This window comes from Pseudomonas sp. UBA7500, from assembly GCF_002478435.1.
GTDB classification, from domain to species: Bacteria; Pseudomonadota; Gammaproteobacteria; order Pseudomonadales; family Pseudomonadaceae; genus Aquipseudomonas; species Aquipseudomonas palmensis.
In genome coordinates this window covers 20,518-35,570 of sequence record NZ_DLNW01000022.1, presented here as the reverse complement: position 1 = coordinate 35,570, position 15,053 = coordinate 20,518, and the positions used below count along the sequence as shown (strand labels likewise).

The 15,053-nt window shown below is 65.5% G+C and carries 15 protein-coding genes; 8 read left to right on the top strand and 7 right to left on the bottom strand.

The genetic code is table 11. The features are described 5' to 3' along the window. Positions 1 to 6: 6 nt before the first annotated feature. Complete coding sequence (locus tag B4I46_RS10375) at positions 7 to 783, bottom strand: IclR family transcriptional regulator (protein WP_213606880.1); 777 nt, start codon at positions 781 to 783, stop codon at positions 7 to 9. Positions 784 to 953: 170 nt separating this feature from the next. Here B4I46_RS10375 and B4I46_RS10370 point away from each other — a divergent pair, with 170 nt between their 5' ends. The 3 genes from B4I46_RS10370 to B4I46_RS10360 all read left to right on the top strand — a co-directional run bounded on the left by B4I46_RS10370 (position 954) and on the right by B4I46_RS10360 (position 4,211). Then, positions 954 to 2,672, top strand: a complete 1,719-nt coding sequence (locus B4I46_RS10370; RefSeq protein WP_286900028.1) for an FAD-dependent oxidoreductase — start codon at positions 954 to 956, stop codon at positions 2,670 to 2,672. A gap of 56 nt (positions 2,673 to 2,728) precedes the next feature. Further along, positions 2,729 to 3,640, top strand: a complete 912-nt coding sequence (locus B4I46_RS10365) for a LysR family transcriptional regulator (RefSeq protein WP_058540744.1) — start codon at positions 2,729 to 2,731, stop codon at positions 3,638 to 3,640. 100 nt (positions 3,641 to 3,740) lie between these two features. Next, the gene (locus tag B4I46_RS10360) at positions 3,741 to 4,211 is read left to right on the top strand and encodes a hypothetical protein (RefSeq protein ID WP_078481789.1); all 471 of its coding nucleotides are present in this window, start codon (positions 3,741 to 3,743) and stop codon (positions 4,209 to 4,211) included. A 6-nt stretch (positions 4,212 to 4,217) separates the two neighbouring features. On the opposite strand, the gene pcaG is transcribed toward B4I46_RS10360, so the two are convergent. Both pcaG and pcaH read right to left on the bottom strand, forming a co-directional pair. Further along, the gene (gene pcaG, locus B4I46_RS10355) at positions 4,218 to 4,823 is read right to left on the bottom strand and encodes a protocatechuate 3,4-dioxygenase subunit alpha (RefSeq protein WP_043860697.1); all 606 of its coding nucleotides are present in this window, start codon (positions 4,821 to 4,823) and stop codon (positions 4,218 to 4,220) included. 11 nt (positions 4,824 to 4,834) lie between these two features. Further along, positions 4,835 to 5,554, bottom strand: a complete 720-nt coding sequence (gene pcaH, locus B4I46_RS10350; RefSeq protein ID WP_043860698.1) for a protocatechuate 3,4-dioxygenase subunit beta — start codon at positions 5,552 to 5,554, stop codon at positions 4,835 to 4,837. 193 nt (positions 5,555 to 5,747) lie between these two features. Between pcaH and ypfJ the strand changes: the two genes are divergently transcribed. Together ypfJ and B4I46_RS10340 are read left to right on the top strand one after the other, a co-directional pair. After that, positions 5,748 to 6,632: a KPN_02809 family neutral zinc metallopeptidase gene (ypfJ, locus tag B4I46_RS10345; protein WP_043860699.1), complete on the top strand. Its 885-nt coding sequence runs from the start codon at positions 5,748 to 5,750 to the stop codon at positions 6,630 to 6,632. Positions 6,633 to 6,827: 195 nt separating this feature from the next. Continuing rightward, complete coding sequence (locus B4I46_RS10340) at positions 6,828 to 8,735, top strand: methyl-accepting chemotaxis protein (RefSeq protein ID WP_043860700.1); 1,908 nt, start codon at positions 6,828 to 6,830, stop codon at positions 8,733 to 8,735. A gap of 97 nt (positions 8,736 to 8,832) precedes the next feature. Here the strand turns inward: B4I46_RS10340 and ggt are convergent, their stop codons facing one another. The 3 genes from ggt to B4I46_RS10325 form a co-directional block, all read right to left on the bottom strand. Further along, positions 8,833 to 10,500, bottom strand: coding sequence for a gamma-glutamyltransferase (gene ggt, locus B4I46_RS10335; protein WP_274097293.1), 1,668 nt, complete (start codon positions 10,498 to 10,500; stop codon positions 8,833 to 8,835). Positions 10,501 to 10,580: 80 nt separating this feature from the next. Further along, positions 10,581 to 11,477, bottom strand: coding sequence for a LysR family transcriptional regulator (locus B4I46_RS10330; protein WP_054916552.1), 897 nt, complete (start codon positions 11,475 to 11,477; stop codon positions 10,581 to 10,583). Between the two features lie 67 nt (positions 11,478 to 11,544). Further along, positions 11,545 to 12,135, bottom strand: coding sequence for an NAD(P)H-dependent oxidoreductase (locus B4I46_RS10325; RefSeq protein WP_043860703.1), 591 nt, complete (start codon positions 12,133 to 12,135; stop codon positions 11,545 to 11,547). Between the two features lie 186 nt (positions 12,136 to 12,321). Between B4I46_RS10325 and B4I46_RS10320 the strand changes: the two genes are divergently transcribed. Continuing rightward, positions 12,322 to 12,636 carry a putative quinol monooxygenase gene (locus tag B4I46_RS10320; RefSeq protein WP_043860704.1) on the top strand — a complete coding sequence of 105 codons (315 nt, stop codon included), beginning with the start codon at positions 12,322 to 12,324 and terminating at the stop codon, positions 12,634 to 12,636. Here B4I46_RS10320 and B4I46_RS10315 read toward each other — a convergent pair. Beyond that, positions 12,626 to 13,390: a sulfite exporter TauE/SafE family protein gene (locus B4I46_RS10315; protein ID WP_286900020.1), complete on the bottom strand. Its 765-nt coding sequence runs from the start codon at positions 13,388 to 13,390 to the stop codon at positions 12,626 to 12,628. The two genes, B4I46_RS10320 and B4I46_RS10315, sit on opposite strands and share 11 nt — an antisense overlap. A gap of 77 nt (positions 13,391 to 13,467) precedes the next feature. Here B4I46_RS10315 and B4I46_RS10310 point away from each other — a divergent pair, with 77 nt between their 5' ends. Both B4I46_RS10310 and B4I46_RS10305 read left to right on the top strand, forming a co-directional pair. Next, positions 13,468 to 14,406: a LysR family transcriptional regulator gene (locus B4I46_RS10310; protein WP_286900018.1), complete on the top strand. Its 939-nt coding sequence runs from the start codon at positions 13,468 to 13,470 to the stop codon at positions 14,404 to 14,406. Positions 14,407 to 14,447: 41 nt separating this feature from the next. Further along, positions 14,448 to 15,053, top strand: a complete 606-nt coding sequence (locus B4I46_RS10305; RefSeq protein ID WP_054916548.1) for a CDP-alcohol phosphatidyltransferase family protein — start codon at positions 14,448 to 14,450, stop codon at positions 15,051 to 15,053.

Here is a 15,053-nt window from a genome sequence, read left to right as displayed (position 1 = left end):
GGGCCCTCAGGCAAACAGCTCCGACGCCGGGCTGGCCGCCGACAGCTCGGCCGCCGCCGCCAGCAACGCCGGCGCCAGCTCGTGCAGGCGCGCCTCGTTCAGGCGCGCGGTCGGCCCGGCCACGCTCAACACCCCGACCACATGCCCATCCTGCGGGTGTCGCACCACCGCCGCCAACGCCGACGTACCCAGCGCCGAACTCTCCACCACCCACGCATAGCCCAGTTCCCGCGCCATGCGCAGGCGTTCCAGCAGCTGGGCATTGGAAGCTGGCGCGTTCGGCCCGAAGTCCTCGCGCCGGCCCACGCCCTGGCGCTCCACCAGCAGCAACGCCTGGGCATCGCTCAGGCTGGCCAGCCAGGCATGCCCCGACGCGCTGTAGAACAGCGGCGCCTCACGCCCCATGTCCGGGTCGTAGCGCAGGCCGGAGCGGGCGCCCTGGGCCTTGGCGATCCACACCTGGCGCTCGCCGTCGATGATCCCCAGCCGCACCAGCTCGCCGGTCTGCGCGGCCAACTGGTCGAGAATCGGCTGGACGATGTCGGCACCGCTCTGGGCCAGGTAGCGAAAACCCATGCCCACCAGCTTGGTGCTCAGCAGGTACCGGCTGTTTTCCGGGTTCTGGCGCACGTAGCCCAGGCGCATGAGCTCGGCGAGCATGCGATGGGTCGCGCTCTTGGGGATGTCCAGCTGCTCGGCCAGGGTCTGCATCGGCAGCCCGCGCGGCTCGCTGGTGAGGCTTTCGAGAAGGCTGAAAGCACGTTCGATCTGACTGCCGGCCATGGTCACGGTCCCTGAAAATTTCGCCGATTCTAAAGAGCGCCGGGCAAAGCGCAAACCACTGTTCGATCTTCGCCCAACTTTGCAGGCGACGACCTTGGCAGCCGACGTGCAATCATAGAATATGGAACTTCGTTCCAAAATAATAATTGCGCGCACTGCGAGGACCCAGCATGACTGCCCACACCCCTACCTCCCGCCCGGTGGACTGCGATGTCCTGGTCATCGGCTCCGGCGCTGCCGGCCTGAGCGCCGCGGTGACCGCCGCCTTTCACGGGCAGAAGGTCATCGTGGTCGAAAAGGACCCGGTGTTCGGCGGCGCCACGGCCTGGTCCGGCGGCTGGATGTGGGTACCGTGCAACCCGCTGGCACAGCGCGCCGGCATCGTCGAGGACCGTTCGCTGCCGCGCACCTACCTGCAACACGAACTGGGCGAACGCTTCGAACCGGCGATGATCGATGCGTTCCTGGAGGCGGCGCCCCACATGGTGTCGTTCTTCGAACGCCATACCGCCCTGCAGTTCGCCGACGGCAACGGCATTGCCGATATCCACGGCGACACGCCCGGGGCCGGCACGGGCGGGCGCTCGGTGATCGCCGCCCCGTATGACGGGCGCAAGGTCGGCAAGCTGCTCAGGCAGCTGCGCCGCACGATGCGCGAAACCTCATTCATGGGCATGCCGATCATGGCCGGCAAGGACCTTACCGCCTTTCTCACCCTGACCCGTTCGTGGCGCTCGCTGCTGCATGTGGGCAAGCGCCTGGCACGCCATCTGCTCGACCTCGCACGCTACGGCCGGGCGATGCAGCTGGTCAACGGCGTGGCCCTGATCGCGCGCCTGGCCAAGTCGGCCGAAGACCTCGGCGTGCTGCTGTGGGCATCGGCCCCGGCGCAGCGCCTGCTGCACAACGCTGGCCGGGTGACGGGGGCGGTGGTGCAGACGGCCAACGGCGACGTGAGCATTCATGCGCGCAAGGCCGTGGTGCTGGCAGCCGGCGGCTTCCCCAACGATATCGAGCGGCGCAAGGCGCTGTTCCCGCGTACCCCCACCGGGCATGAGCACCTGGCCTTGCCGCCGCTGGGCGCCAGCGGCGATGGCCTGCGCCTGGGCGAGAGCGTGGGCGCACACGTGGTCGACGACCTGGCAAGCCCGGTGGCCTGGGCCCCGGTGTCGAAAGTGCCGTACAAGGACGGCAGCTTCGGCCATTTCCCGCACATCATCGAACGTGCCAAGCCCGGCATCATCGGTGTGCTGGCCAACGGCAAGCGCTTCGTCAACGAAGCCAACGGCTACTACGACTACGTGAGCGCAATGGTCGCCAGCGCGCCCGGCGAGCAGGTGGCCTCGTGGCTGATCTGCAGCCACGCCTTCCAGCGCCGCTACGGCCTGGGCATCTCCCGGCCCTTCCCACTGCCGGTGGCGCCCTTCATTCGCAGCGGCTACCTCAAGTGCGGCGACAGCATCGAGGCGCTGGCCATCGCCTGCGGCATCGACCCCCAGGGCCTGAGTACCACGCTCAGCGACTACAACCGCCATGCGCGCCACGGCGAAGACCCGCAGTTCGGCCGTGGCAGCACGCCCTACAACCGCAAGCAGGGCGATGCGCTGCACCGGCCCAACCCGTGCGTGGCGCCCATCGAGCAGGGGCCGTTCTATGCGGTGAAGGTGGAGCCGGGCTGCTTCGGCACCTTTGCCGGGCTCAGGACCAATGCCCACGCCCAGGTACTGGATGCACAGCAGCAGCCAATTGCCGGCCTGTATGCCGCCGGCAGCGACATGCTCAGCATCATGGGCGGGCATTACCCGGCGGGCGGGATCAATCTGGGGCCGGCGACCACCTTCGGCTACATCGCCGGGCGGCACATTGCCGGGGTCAGTGCCTACGAGTAGGCGCGCCGGCTGCTGCTAGACTGGCGACCCGACTCCTTCATGAGAGCCAGCCGACCATGGACCAGATCAGCGCGATGCAGGCGTTTCGCCGCGTGGTAGAGAGTGGTGGTTTCAGCGCCGCTGCGGCCCTGACCGGGCAATCGCACACCGTGCTGTCGCGCCAGGTCAAGAACCTGGAGCGCCACCTCGGCACCCAGTTGCTCAGCCGCACCACGCGGCGCCTGCACGTCACCGAAGCCGGCGCACTGTGCTACCGCCATTGCGTGCAGGTGCTGGAGCAGCTCGAAGCCATGAGCCTGGAGATTTCCGAACACCAGCAGCAACCCACAGGCACCCTGCGCCTGAGCGTGGCCACGGCATTCGGTGAACTGGAGCTGGGGCGCTGGCTACCGGACTTCGTCGAGCGCTTCGACCAGTTGCAGGTGGAGCTCATCTGCACCGACCGCTTCGTGGACATGCTCGAAGAAGGGGTCGATGTGTGCCTGCGGGTGACCACCCACCTGCCCGACTCCAACCTGGTGGCCCGGCAACTGGCCGTCAGCGAAGTCGTGCTGGTAGCCGCCCCCGCGTACCTGCAGCGCTGGCCGGCCCCCATCGAACCGCACACCCTGGGCGAGCATGCGTTGCTCGGCTACAACCGCCTGGCCCAGCCGCAACGGCTGAGCCTGCAGGGGCCCGACGGGCAGCGCCTGGACGTGGCAATGCCCAGCCGGCTGAGCGCCAACTCGCCGATGGCGTTGCGTACGGCGGCCATTGCCGGCCTGGGTATCGCCAGCTTCGACCGCTTCATCGTGCATGACGCCCTGCTCGACGGGCGCCTGGTACAGGTGCTGCCCGAATGGCAGCAGCCCTCCCGGCACGTGTACGCGATGTTCCCCCAAAGCCGCTATCTGGCGCCCAAGGTTCGGGCATTGGTCGAGTATGCGCGGGCGTACTACGCTGAACCACGATGGGAAATCAAGATGTGATCTGTGCAAGAAGCACACAGGTTCTGGGCTGCTTCTGCCGTATTTGTGCGTTCGTTGTTTGATTAACCTTCTTTCGATTGTTCATCAGAGGGTTTCAACCATGAAAGCACTTCGAGTTACCGCCGCCGGCTTGCTGTTGGCAGCTTGCGCCACTACCGCCGTGGCTGCGGTCTGCTACTGCACCGCCCCACTCATCTCCCTGCCGAAAAATGCTCTGACCTGGAAAGTGGTACCGGGCACCAACAACAACGTCACCTACGCTAACGTGCAGGGCGACATCCTGGGCAATGGTGCCTACGAGGCCTTCGTCAGTTTCCGTCCCGGTGTGGATAATGGCTACCACACCCACACCGAGACGTTGCCGACCGTGGTGATGAGCGGCGTGTTCTACGCCCGCATCAAGGACAAGAACGGCAAGCTGGTCGAGACCGAGTACCCGGCCGGTTCGTACTACCAGTTGCCGGCCGGGCTGGAACATGAGAGCGGTTGCAAGATGACCGCCAAGAAGGAGCCTTGCCTGCTGTTCCAGTACCAGCGCAACCACTTCGACCTGAACCCGGTGCCCCGCTAGGCGGCCTCAGAAATCGAAGAACACCGTTTCGCCTTCACCCTGGATGCGGATATCGAAACGGTAGGCCAGCTTGCCATCCACTTCGCAGCGCCGCGCGACCAAGGTCTCGCGGCGTTGTGGCTGTTCGATCAGGTTGAGCACCGGGCACTTGGCATTGGCCTGGCCTTCGTCGTCGAAGTACAGCCGCGTGTGCAGGTGGATGTTGATGCCGCGGGCGAACAGGCTGACATTGATATGCGGTGCCATCGGCACGCCGGCGGCATTGGCGACCACACCGGGCTTGACCGTCTGCAGCGTCCATTCACCGGCATCGAAGGTGGTGGCGGTGCGTCCGAAGCTGTTGAACGGTTGTTCCAGGTTGAATTCGCTGTGGTACTGCCCGGCCGCGTCGGCCTGCCAGAACTCCAGGAACGAGTCGCGCACCAGGTGGCCGTTGCCGTCGTAGACGTGACCGATCAGCAGGATGTGCTCGCCGGGCGCATCGCTGCGCGCCATGCGATTCCAGATTTCCTGGTCACGGGTCGGGTTGCCGGCCGCTTCCAGGGCCAGGCCGATGTGCACGTAGGGGCCGGCGGTCTGCGATGGGGTTTCCGGCAGCAGTTCGATAGGCATGACGGGGCTCCTCAGCGGTTTTCGAAGTGAGTCTTGCGCTGGCCGCGCAGAACGATGTCGAAGCGGTAGGCCAGGCAGTCCATGGGGTTGGCATTGGCCATGTCGAGCCGGGCGATCAGGCTCTGTACCGCGTCCGGGTTGGCGATCGACTTGACGATCGGGCACATCGGGATCAGCGGGTCGCCTTCGAAGTACAGCTGGGTGATCAGACGCGTGGCAATCGACGGGCCGCTGATCGACACGTGGATATGCGCCGGGCGCCAGTCGTTGGGGCCGTTGCGCCACGGGTACGGGCCCGGCTTGATGGTACGGAAACTGTAGTAACCCTCGCTGTCGGTCAGCGCGCGCCCCACCCCCCCGAAGTTGGGGTCCAGCGGCGCCAGATAGCGATCGTTCTTGTGGCGATAGCGGCCGCCGGCATTGGCCTGCCACATTTCGACCAGGGTGTGCGGGATCGGCTTGCCGTACTGGTCGCACACGCGCCCGGCCACGATGATGCGCTCGCCGATGGGCAGGCCGCCGTGGTTGAAGTTCAGCAGCAGGTCATTGTCGTGCTCGGCAAATTTCAGGTGGGAGAAATCCGGCCCAGTGCTTTCGCTGACGGACTGTGGAATGCTCACCAGCGCCTGGCGAGGCGAGCGCGCGACGGAGGTCTTGTAGTCGGGGGTAAGGGCTTTCGGATGCCAGTTCCGATCACGGATAACGAAACGACTGGTGTCTTGTGCAGACATGCCGTTCTCCTCTTATTGGATTTTTGGAGGCCTGTACGGGCAGGAGTGATGGGCAGTGTGGCCGAGGCATGCACCGGCGAACATTGAAAAGAATCCTTGAACCCATAACCGTATGGTTATGTCCAAAGCGCTGACGCCGCCGGGCTGGGTGGACTAATCTTTATCTTCATATTTCAAGCTTGGGAGAACGCTCATGCTCTGGCGAAAAGGCAGGCGCAGCGACAACGTGGTCGACGCTCGCGGTGAAGGCGGCGGTGGTGGTGGCATGCGCCTGGGCGGCAAGGGCCTGAGCCTGACGGCGGTGGTACTGATCGTGGGGATCGGCCTGCTGACCGGGCAGGACCCGATGCAGATCCTTGGCCAGCTGAGCGGGCAGATGAGCGAACAGAGCGCGCCGGCAAGCACCGGCGAGCGCAAGGCACCACCGGCCGGCGACGAACAGGCCGAGTTCGTCGCCAGCATCCTGGGCGACACCGAAGACACCTGGCGCGCCCTGTTTGCCCAGGCCGGGCGCCAGTACAAGGACCCGACCCTCAAGCTGTTCAGCGGTCAGGTCAACTCCGCCTGTGGCTTTGCCTCGTCGGCGACCGGCCCGTTCTATTGCCCGGCCGACCAGCAGGTGTACCTGGACATGAGCTTCTTCAAGGAGATGGAAACCCGCTTCGCGGCAGCGGGCGACTTTGCCCAGGCCTACGTGATCGCCCACGAGGTCGGCCACCATGTGCAGACTCTGCTGGGGGTGTCAGCCAGGATCGACCAGGCTCGTCGCAGCGGCCAGCGCCTGCAAGGCGACAACGGCCTGCTGGTACGTCAGGAACTGCAGGCCGACTGCCTGGCCGGCGTGTGGGCCTACCAGGCACAGCAACGCCATAACTGGCTGGAGCCGGGCGATATCGAAGAGGCCCTGAACGCCGCCAACGCGATCGGCGATGACCGCCTGCAGCAGCAGAGCAAAGGCCGCGTGGTGCCCGACTCGTTCACCCACGGCACTTCCGCGCAGCGCGTGCGCTGGTTCAAGACCGGCTTCGCCAAGGGCGACCTCAACCAGTGCGACACCTTTGGCGCCAGCAGACTCTGACGCCTGTAATGGGGTGTTTGCGGCCTCGCGCAAACACCCTAAACATTTTGTTGATGGTTTTCGTCGGAATTGGAGAAAAAGCGTTTCAGCTCTGCAACATCCCGCCGATAAAGGCAGCTCACGTCAGCTGGCCTCCAAGAAAAACAACCTCCAGCGATTTAGATCAAAGAGCGCACAGAATCCTGGAGGGATCGCATGAACAGCTGGTTTGCCAATATCAGCGTCAACCTGAAACTCGCCCTGGGCTTCGGCCTGGTGCTGCTGCTGACCGGCCTGTTGGCCCTGACCGGCTGGACCAGCCTGGGCGGTCTGATCGACCGCAGCAACTGGATGAGCGACATCACCCAGCTCAACAACGAGCTCACCGAACTGCGCATCGCCCGCCTGCAGTACATGATTGCCGACGGTGACGACAAGCTCGCCCAGAATGTCCAGGCCAAGCTGGATACCTTCAAGGCCCGCCAGCAGAACCTGCTGAACACCTTCAAGAGCCCGGAGAACGTCAAGCTGCTGCGCGAACAGGCGCAGGTGGTCGCCGCCTACGAGGTGTCCCTGGCCAAGATGCGCAGCGCCTACAAGCAGGGTGGCGAAGCGCGCCGCAGCATGGGCGTTACCGCCAATGAGGCCGGTGCCCTGATGGAAACCCTGCTGGCCGACAGCCTGTCCTCTGGCCAGAGTGACAGCGAGCGCCTGGAACATCTCAAGCGCCTGACCACCGTACGCCAGCACCTGCTGCTGGCCCGCTTCGAGGTGCGCGGCTACATCGCCGACCTCACCCCGGAAACCGAACAGGTCGCCGCCCGCCAGCTCGACGCCACCCTGGCCGAAACCCGCCAGCTGGCCGCCACCGATGCTCGTGCCCGACCGCTCGAGGCCGCCACCCTGCACTACGCCGAAGCGGTGCGCAGCTTCAAGGCCGCCAACACGGCGATCGGCGAGGCGCGCAAGGAAATGACCACCCAGGGCTACGACATCGTGCGCCTGAGCGATGAGCTGTACGCCATCCAGCTGCAACGTCGCGACCTCGAAAGTGCCCAGGCGCGTACCTGGCAACTGGCAAGCACCCTGGCGGCGCTGCTGTTCGGCGTGCTGGCGGCGATCATCATCACCCGCCAGATCACCCGCCCGCTGCGCGAAACCCTGGAAGTGGTCGAGAAGATCGCCACCGGCGACCTGACCCACACCCTGCGCGTCACCCGCCGTGACGAACTGGGCGTGCTGCAACAAGGCATCCAGCGCATGGGCGAAACCCTGCGCGACCTGATCGGCGGCATCCGTGACGGCGTGACCCAGATCGCCAGTGCGGCCGAAGAGCTGTCGGCGGTCACCGAGCAGACCAACGCCGGGGTCAACAGCCAGAAGGTCGAGACCGACCAGGTGGCCACCGCCATGCACGAAATGGCGGCCACCGTGCAGGAAGTGGCGCGCAATGCCGAGCAGGCGTCCGAGGCCGCCACCGACGCCGACGGCCAGGCCCGCGCCGGTGACCAGGTGGTGGCCCAGGCCATCGCGCAGATCGAGCGCCTGGCGGTCGAGGTCAACCGCTCCACCGAGGCCATGGGCCAGTTGCAGCAGGAAAGCCAGAAGATCGGCAGCGTGATGGACGTGATCAAGTCGGTGGCCGAACAGACCAACCTGCTGGCGCTCAACGCCGCGATCGAAGCGGCACGGGCGGGTGAAGCCGGGCGTGGTTTTGCCGTGGTGGCCGATGAAGTGCGCGGCCTGGCGCAGCGCACCCAGAAGTCCACCGAGGAAATCGAGGTGCTGGTGGCGGGCCTGCAAAGCGGCACCCAGCAGGTGGCCAACGTGATGCATGGCAGCCGCAGCCTGACCGACAGCAGCGTGGAGCTGACGCGCAAGGCGGGTGCCTCGCTGGAGAACATCACCCGCGTGGTGTCGAACATCCAGTCGATGAACCAGCAGATCGCCGCGGCGGCCGAGCAGCAGAGCGCGGTGGCCGAAGAGATCAGCCGCAGCATCCTGAACGTGCGTGATGTGTCGGAGCAGACGGCGGCGGCGAGCCAGGAGACGGCGGCATCCAGCGTCGAGCTGGCGCGCCTGGGCAATCAGTTGCAGATGCTGGTCAGCCACTTCCGCGTCTGACCGAATCGGACGGCGTAGCCATCGCGGGTCAAGCCCGCTCCCACCAGGTTCAGCGAAACCTTGTGGGAGCGGACTTGGCCCGCGATGCTGTCAGCCCTTACTTGACGACCTGCCCCACCCCGCGTCCACGCGGGTCAGACGCGGTTTCCAGCGCCGAACCCGTCACCCGGATCGCCTGGATATCGCCCATCTCCCAGCCCTGGTCCTCCAGGGTGTAGCCCATCTTCTTCAGTTCCTCGGCCACCTTGCCATCGAGCGGCGCATAGGCGTCGTAGTAGATAGTGTCCTTGGGCAGTAACTGGTGGTGCACACGCTGCGCCGCCACCGCCTTCTCCAGCGGCAGGTTGTAGTCGTACAGGTTGTTGAGCACCTGGAAGATCGAGGTGAAGATCCGCGAGCCACCCGGCGTACCCAGCACCAGCGTGACCTTGCCATCGCGGGTCACCAGGCTCGGGGCCATCGACGACAGCATGCGCTTGCCCGGCTCGATGGCATTGGCATCGCCACCGACCACACCGAAGGCGTTCGCCACACCCGGCTTGGCACTGAAGTCGTCCATCTCGTCATTGAGCAGGAAGCCCGCGCCCTTCACCACCACGCCGCTGCCGTAGTCCCAGTTCAAGGTGTAGGTGTTGCTGACCGCGTTGCCCTGCTTGTCGACGATGGAGAAGTGCGTGGTCTGGTGCGGCTCCAGCCCCGGGCGCACCTTGGCGGTGTCGGAGATGGCGGTCGGGTTGACCTCTTGCGCGCGCTTGGCCAGGTAGTCCTTGGCAATCAGCTGCGCCACCGGCACCTTGGAAAACGCCGGGTCGCCCAGGTAGTCGGCACGGTCGGCGAACACACGCTTCTCGATTTCCGAAAGCAGGTGGATGTAGCGTGCCGAGTTCAGCTCGACACCCTTGAAGTCGACTGCGCGGTTTTCCTTGATGCCCAGCAACTGCGCCAGCGCGATGCCGCCCGAGCTGGGCAGCGGCGCGGTGTAGACCACGTTGCCACGCCATTCGATGCCCATCGGCTCACGCCACACGGCCTTGTAGTCCTTGAGGTCTTCCTTGCTGACCAGGCCCTTGTCGGCCTGCATCTGCGCCACCAGCAGGTCGGCGGTCTTGCCCTGGTAGAACTCGCTCACACCCTTGTCGGCAATGCGCTCCAGGGTCTGCGCCAGCTCGGGCTGCCTGAAGGTCTCGCCCACCTTCATGCTGCCGAAATAGTCGTTGAAGTTGGTGCTGTCCTTGAACAGCCCCTGGGCATCTTCGCGGTACTGGTACTGCTTGGCGGCGATCTTGAAGCCGTTCTTCGCGTAGCCCACCGCCGGGGTCAGCAGCTCGGCCCAGGGCAGCTTGCCGAACTTCTGGTGCGCCTCCCACAGGCCCATCACCGTGCCCGGCACCCCGGCGGCCCGGGCGCCCACCAGGCTGAGGTTCTCGATGATCTCGCCTTTGTCGTCCAGGTACATGTTGCGGCTGGCCGCCTTGGGCGCCACTTCACGGTAGTCGAGGAAGTAGGGTTTGCCATCCATGTACAGGGTCATGAAACCGCCGCCGCCGATGTTGCCGGCCTCGGGGTAGGTAACGGCCAGGGTGAAGGCAGTGGCCACCGCGGCGTCCACTGCGTTGCCGCCCTTCTTGAGGATGTCGGCGGCGACCTGTGCACCATATTGATCGGGCGCGGCCACCGCGCCGCCGTCCAGCGTCACGGCATAGGCTGATGAGCTGGCGACGATCGCAGCGCTCAAGGTCAGCGTTCGAAACATCAGAGTGCGCATGCGGGTTTCCTTGGTGTTGTTTTTATCGAACAACCATTAAGGCGCATGCCCAGGGATTTTTCAAATGCCGCCTGCGGTTTTCAGCAGGCGTAGATCGACAGCTTGTGCTGGATGAAATCCAGAAAGCACTGAATACGCAGGGCCAGTTGCGAGTTGCGGTAGTACACCGCGTTGATCGGCTGGCGATAGCCGCTGTTGGCCTCGGCCAGCACCAGTTGCAGGCGGCCGGCCTGGAGGTCTTCGTGGGTCATGAAGTGCGACAGGCAGGCGATGCCTTCGCCGGCCAGCGCCAGGTGACGCAGGGTTTCGCCGCTGGAGGCGCACAGGTCGGGGCGGATCGCCAGGCGGTCGCCTTCGGTGTGGCGCAGCGGCCAGTGATTGAGGGTTTCGGTCTGGGTGAAGCCCAGCAGCGAATGCCCGGCCAGTTCCTCCACATGCCGTGGCGTACCGCGCCGCGCAAGGTACGCGGGGCTGGCCAGCACATGCAGCGGGCTGCACCCCAGCGAGCGGGCGTGCAGGCTGGAGTCGGCCAGCTCGCCGATGCGGATGGCGATATCGGTGCTCTGTTCGAGCAGGTCGATGATCAGGTCGTCGGTGTTGAGCTCCAGCTGGATATCCGGGTACAGCTGGCGGAACTCCCCCACCCAGGGCACGATGGCATGCAGCATGAACGGCGCCGCCGCATTGATGCGCAAGCGCCCGGACGGGGTCTGGCGGTGCAGGCTCAGGCGCTCTTCGAGTTCGTCCATCTGTTGCAGGATGGCCTTGGCACGCTCGAAGAAAAACCGCCCCTCTTCGGTGAGGTCCATGCGCCGCGTGGTGCGGTTGATCAGCGTGGTGCCCAGCTTGGCCTCCAGCCGCGACAGGCTGCGGCTGATGGCCGACGGGGTCTGCCCGCCCTGTTCGGCGGCGGCGGAAATAGAGCCGCACTCGATGACCGAGACGAACATCTGCAATTCATCGGACCTGGCTTTCACGGCTGTTCCCTGGTGTGGCGTTCAGCCGTGATAGATAGCCGCTTGGCGTTGCCCGCGCAACCCTTCATCAGGCGCCAGTGTGGAAAACCCGGGCCAGGTGCTGCTCGTAGCCGGCCACGGCAGCCTCGACGTTGGGGTTCTTCATCACGTCGGTGGCCAGGTAGGTCGGCAGACCGCTCATGCCCAGGAACTGGTTGGCCTTGTGGAACGGGAAGTACACCGCGTCCACGCCCTTGCCTTCGAAAAACTGCGCCGGATCGTCGAACGCTTCCTGCGGTGCGTTCCAGGTCAGCGACAGCATGTACTGCTTGCCCTGGATCAGGCCGCCGCTGCCGTACTTGCTCGACGCATCGGAGCGGGTGCGCCCGTCGCTGGCGTAGAGGCTGCCGTGGCCGGCGGTAAACACTTCGTCCAGGTACTGCTTGACGGTCCACGGCGCGCCCATCCACCAACCGGGCATCTGGTAGATGACCACGTCGGCCCAGAGGTACTTCTGCACTTCTTCGGCAACGTCGTAGCCGCCATCGATGTAGGTGCTCTTGACGTCGAAACCGGCGCGGTCGAGAAACGCCAGCGCGGCCTCGTGCAGGGTCTCGTTCAGGCGGCCATCGGAGTGGGCGAACTGCTTGCCGCCGTTGAGCAACAGGATCTTCTTCATCATCTGCCTCATGTGTGTTCGGGGCGGCCAACAGAAGGGGCGGCCCGGTGAATGTGATGGCGGCAGATTAATCAGTTCAGCGCAGCGCAAATACCCTCGCGCGGGCAAAACGCTTTTGACCAAAAAGCACGAATTCAGCGCTTATTGTTGAAATAAGATTGGCTCACTTTTTACAGGAGCCTCCCCATGAGCGAACCCTACGGTTTCATCCTCAAAGCCAAGACCCGCCCCGAAAAGGCCGAGGAGTTCGAGGCGCTGTTTCGCAGCTATGTAGAACCCAGCCGTGCCGAGCCCGGCTGCATCGAGTACCACATGCTGCGCGACCGGCAGGACCCGAGCCTGTTCGTGTTCTACGAAATCTGGGCCAGCAAGGCCGCACTGGATGTGCATTCGGCGCTGCCGCACATGCAGCAGTTTGCCGAGCGGCGCATGGAATACCTTGAGCGCGACTTCGACATCCAGTTGATCGAGATGCTCAGCCCGTCCTCGGCTAGCCGTTGAGCGCCAGATGGGCGCCCAGCAGCGCCAGGCCGATGAAAAAGCAGCGTTTGAACAGCACGGCACTGATGCGCTGACGCAGGCACTGGCCCAGCCACATGCCCAGCAATGCCGGTATCAGCACCACCAGCGAGGCCACCAGCGCCTCGCCGCCCAGTGCGCCCTGCCCGGCAAGGCCCACGGCCAGCGCCAGGGTCGAGACGGTGAATGACAGGCCCAGCGCCTGCACCATCTGTTCACGGTGCAGGCCCAGGGCCTGCAGGTACGGTACGGCCGGTATCACGAACACCCCGGTGGCGGCGGTGATGATGCCCGTCACCAACCCGCACAGCGGGCCCAGCCAGCGCTCGTGGCGGGGGGCCAGGTGCAGGCCTGGGTGGCACAGGCCGTACAGTGCATACACCAGCAACGCCACGCCCAATGCGTGCGCCGCCCACGCGCCACTGTCGATGCCCAGCCAGACACTGCCCAGCAAGGTGCCGATGAGGATCATCAGTTGCATCGGCCAGAGCCTGCGCAGCAATGCACGCAAGTGGCCACCCGCCGCCAGCTGCCAAAGGTTGGTGACCGTCGACGGCACGATCAGCAGCGCGGCAGCCTGCGCCGGTGACATAGCCAGCCCCAGCAACCCCATGGCCACGGTGGGCAGGCCCAGGCCGATCACGCCCTTGACCGTGCCTGCCAGCACGAAGGTAAGCACAACCAGCAGCGACAGCGCCGGGCCGATAGCCTGATAGAAGCCGAATAAAGTCGTCATGGGCCCATGCTGCCCTGCCCGCACGCCCCTGAACAGTTGCCATATACTGAGCCAGACTATTGCCCAGGCAGAGGCTCATGCATTTCGATCTGATTGACCTACGACTGTTTCTGCACACCGTGGAGTGCGGCAACATCACCGCCGGCGCCCAGCGCAGCCACCTGTCGCTGCCGGCGGCCAGCGCGCGCATTCGCGCCATGGAAAGCTCGCTGGGCGTACCGCTGCTGCAGCGCAACCGGCGCGGCGTGCAACCCACGGCCGCCGGCCAGGCCCTGGTCAACCATGCGCGCCAGATCGGCCAGCAGGTGCAGCGGCTGCAATTCGACCTGGGCCAGTATGCCCAGGGGTTGCAGGGCCAGGTGCGGCTGCTGTGCAACACCGCGGCGCTGACCGAGTACCTGCCCGAATTGCTGGCGACGTTTCTGGCCCGCCACCCGGCCATCGACGTGGACGTGGTCGAATTGCCCAGCCTGCGTATCGTGCAGGCGATCACCCAGGGCGAGGCCGACCTGGGCATCATCTCCAATGCCGTGGCCAGCGAGCACCTGCAGAGCGTGGCGTTTCGCGACGACCCGCTGGTGCTGATCATGGCGCCGGATCACCCGCTGGCCAGCCACCCGCACCTGCGCTTTGCCGACACCCTTGAACATGGCCATGTCGGCCTGCAGGCAGACAGCGCCCTGGCCCTGTACCTGGAGGAACAGGCCCTGCACCTGGGGCGCCGGCTGCAGGTGCGGGTACGTGCCGAAGGCTTCGACGGGGTGATCCGCATGGTGGCCCATGGCGCAGGCCTGGGCATCGTGCCGCAGGCTGCCGTGCAACGCTGGCAAGGGGTACTGGCGCTGCACAGCCTGGCGCTGGACGAACCCTGGGCACAACGCCAGCTGCGCCTGTGCAGCCGCAATTTTTCGGCGCTTCCCGGGCACACGCGCACACTTCTGCAAAGCTTGTCGGCAGGTGCTATTGCCCCGGCAGGGACAATCCACCCACAATCGCCTTCGCGCACCGCTATGTAACAAGACAATGCCGTGCCTACGAGCCGTAAAGGGAGTTTTCCGTGCCGTCGATCTACCAGTTGAAACCGCGCTTCCAGGCGCTGCTGCGCCCTATGGTCAAGCGTCTGTACGAGCGCGGCATAACTGCCAACCAGGTGACGGTCGCCGCCGCGGCGGTCAGCGTGGCGCTCGGCCTGCTGCTGGCCGCCGCACCGCACATCACCTGGCTGTTCGCCCTGGTGCCGGCCTGGATGCTGCTGCGCATGGCGCTCAATGCCATCGACGGCATGCTCGCCCGGGAATTCGGCCAGCAGTCACGCCTGGGTGCCTACCTCAACGAGCTGTGCGACGTGGTCGCCGACAGCGCACTGTACCTGCCCTTCGCCCTGCTGCCGGGCGTGTCGCCGGCGCTGGTGGTGATTGTGGTGCTGGCCGCGCTGGTGAGCGAATACGCCGGGGTGATGGGCCCGCTGGTAGGCGCCGAACGCCGTTATGACGGCCCGATGGGCAAGAGCGACCGTGCCTTCGTGTTCGGTGTGCTCGGTGCCGGCGTGGCCACCGGCCTGCTGAGCGCAGCGTGGCTCAACGGCGTGTTGCTGGTGGTGCTGTTGCTGTCGCTTCATACCCTCTACAACCGGGTGAGCCGAGGCCTGGCGCAACCCCGCTGA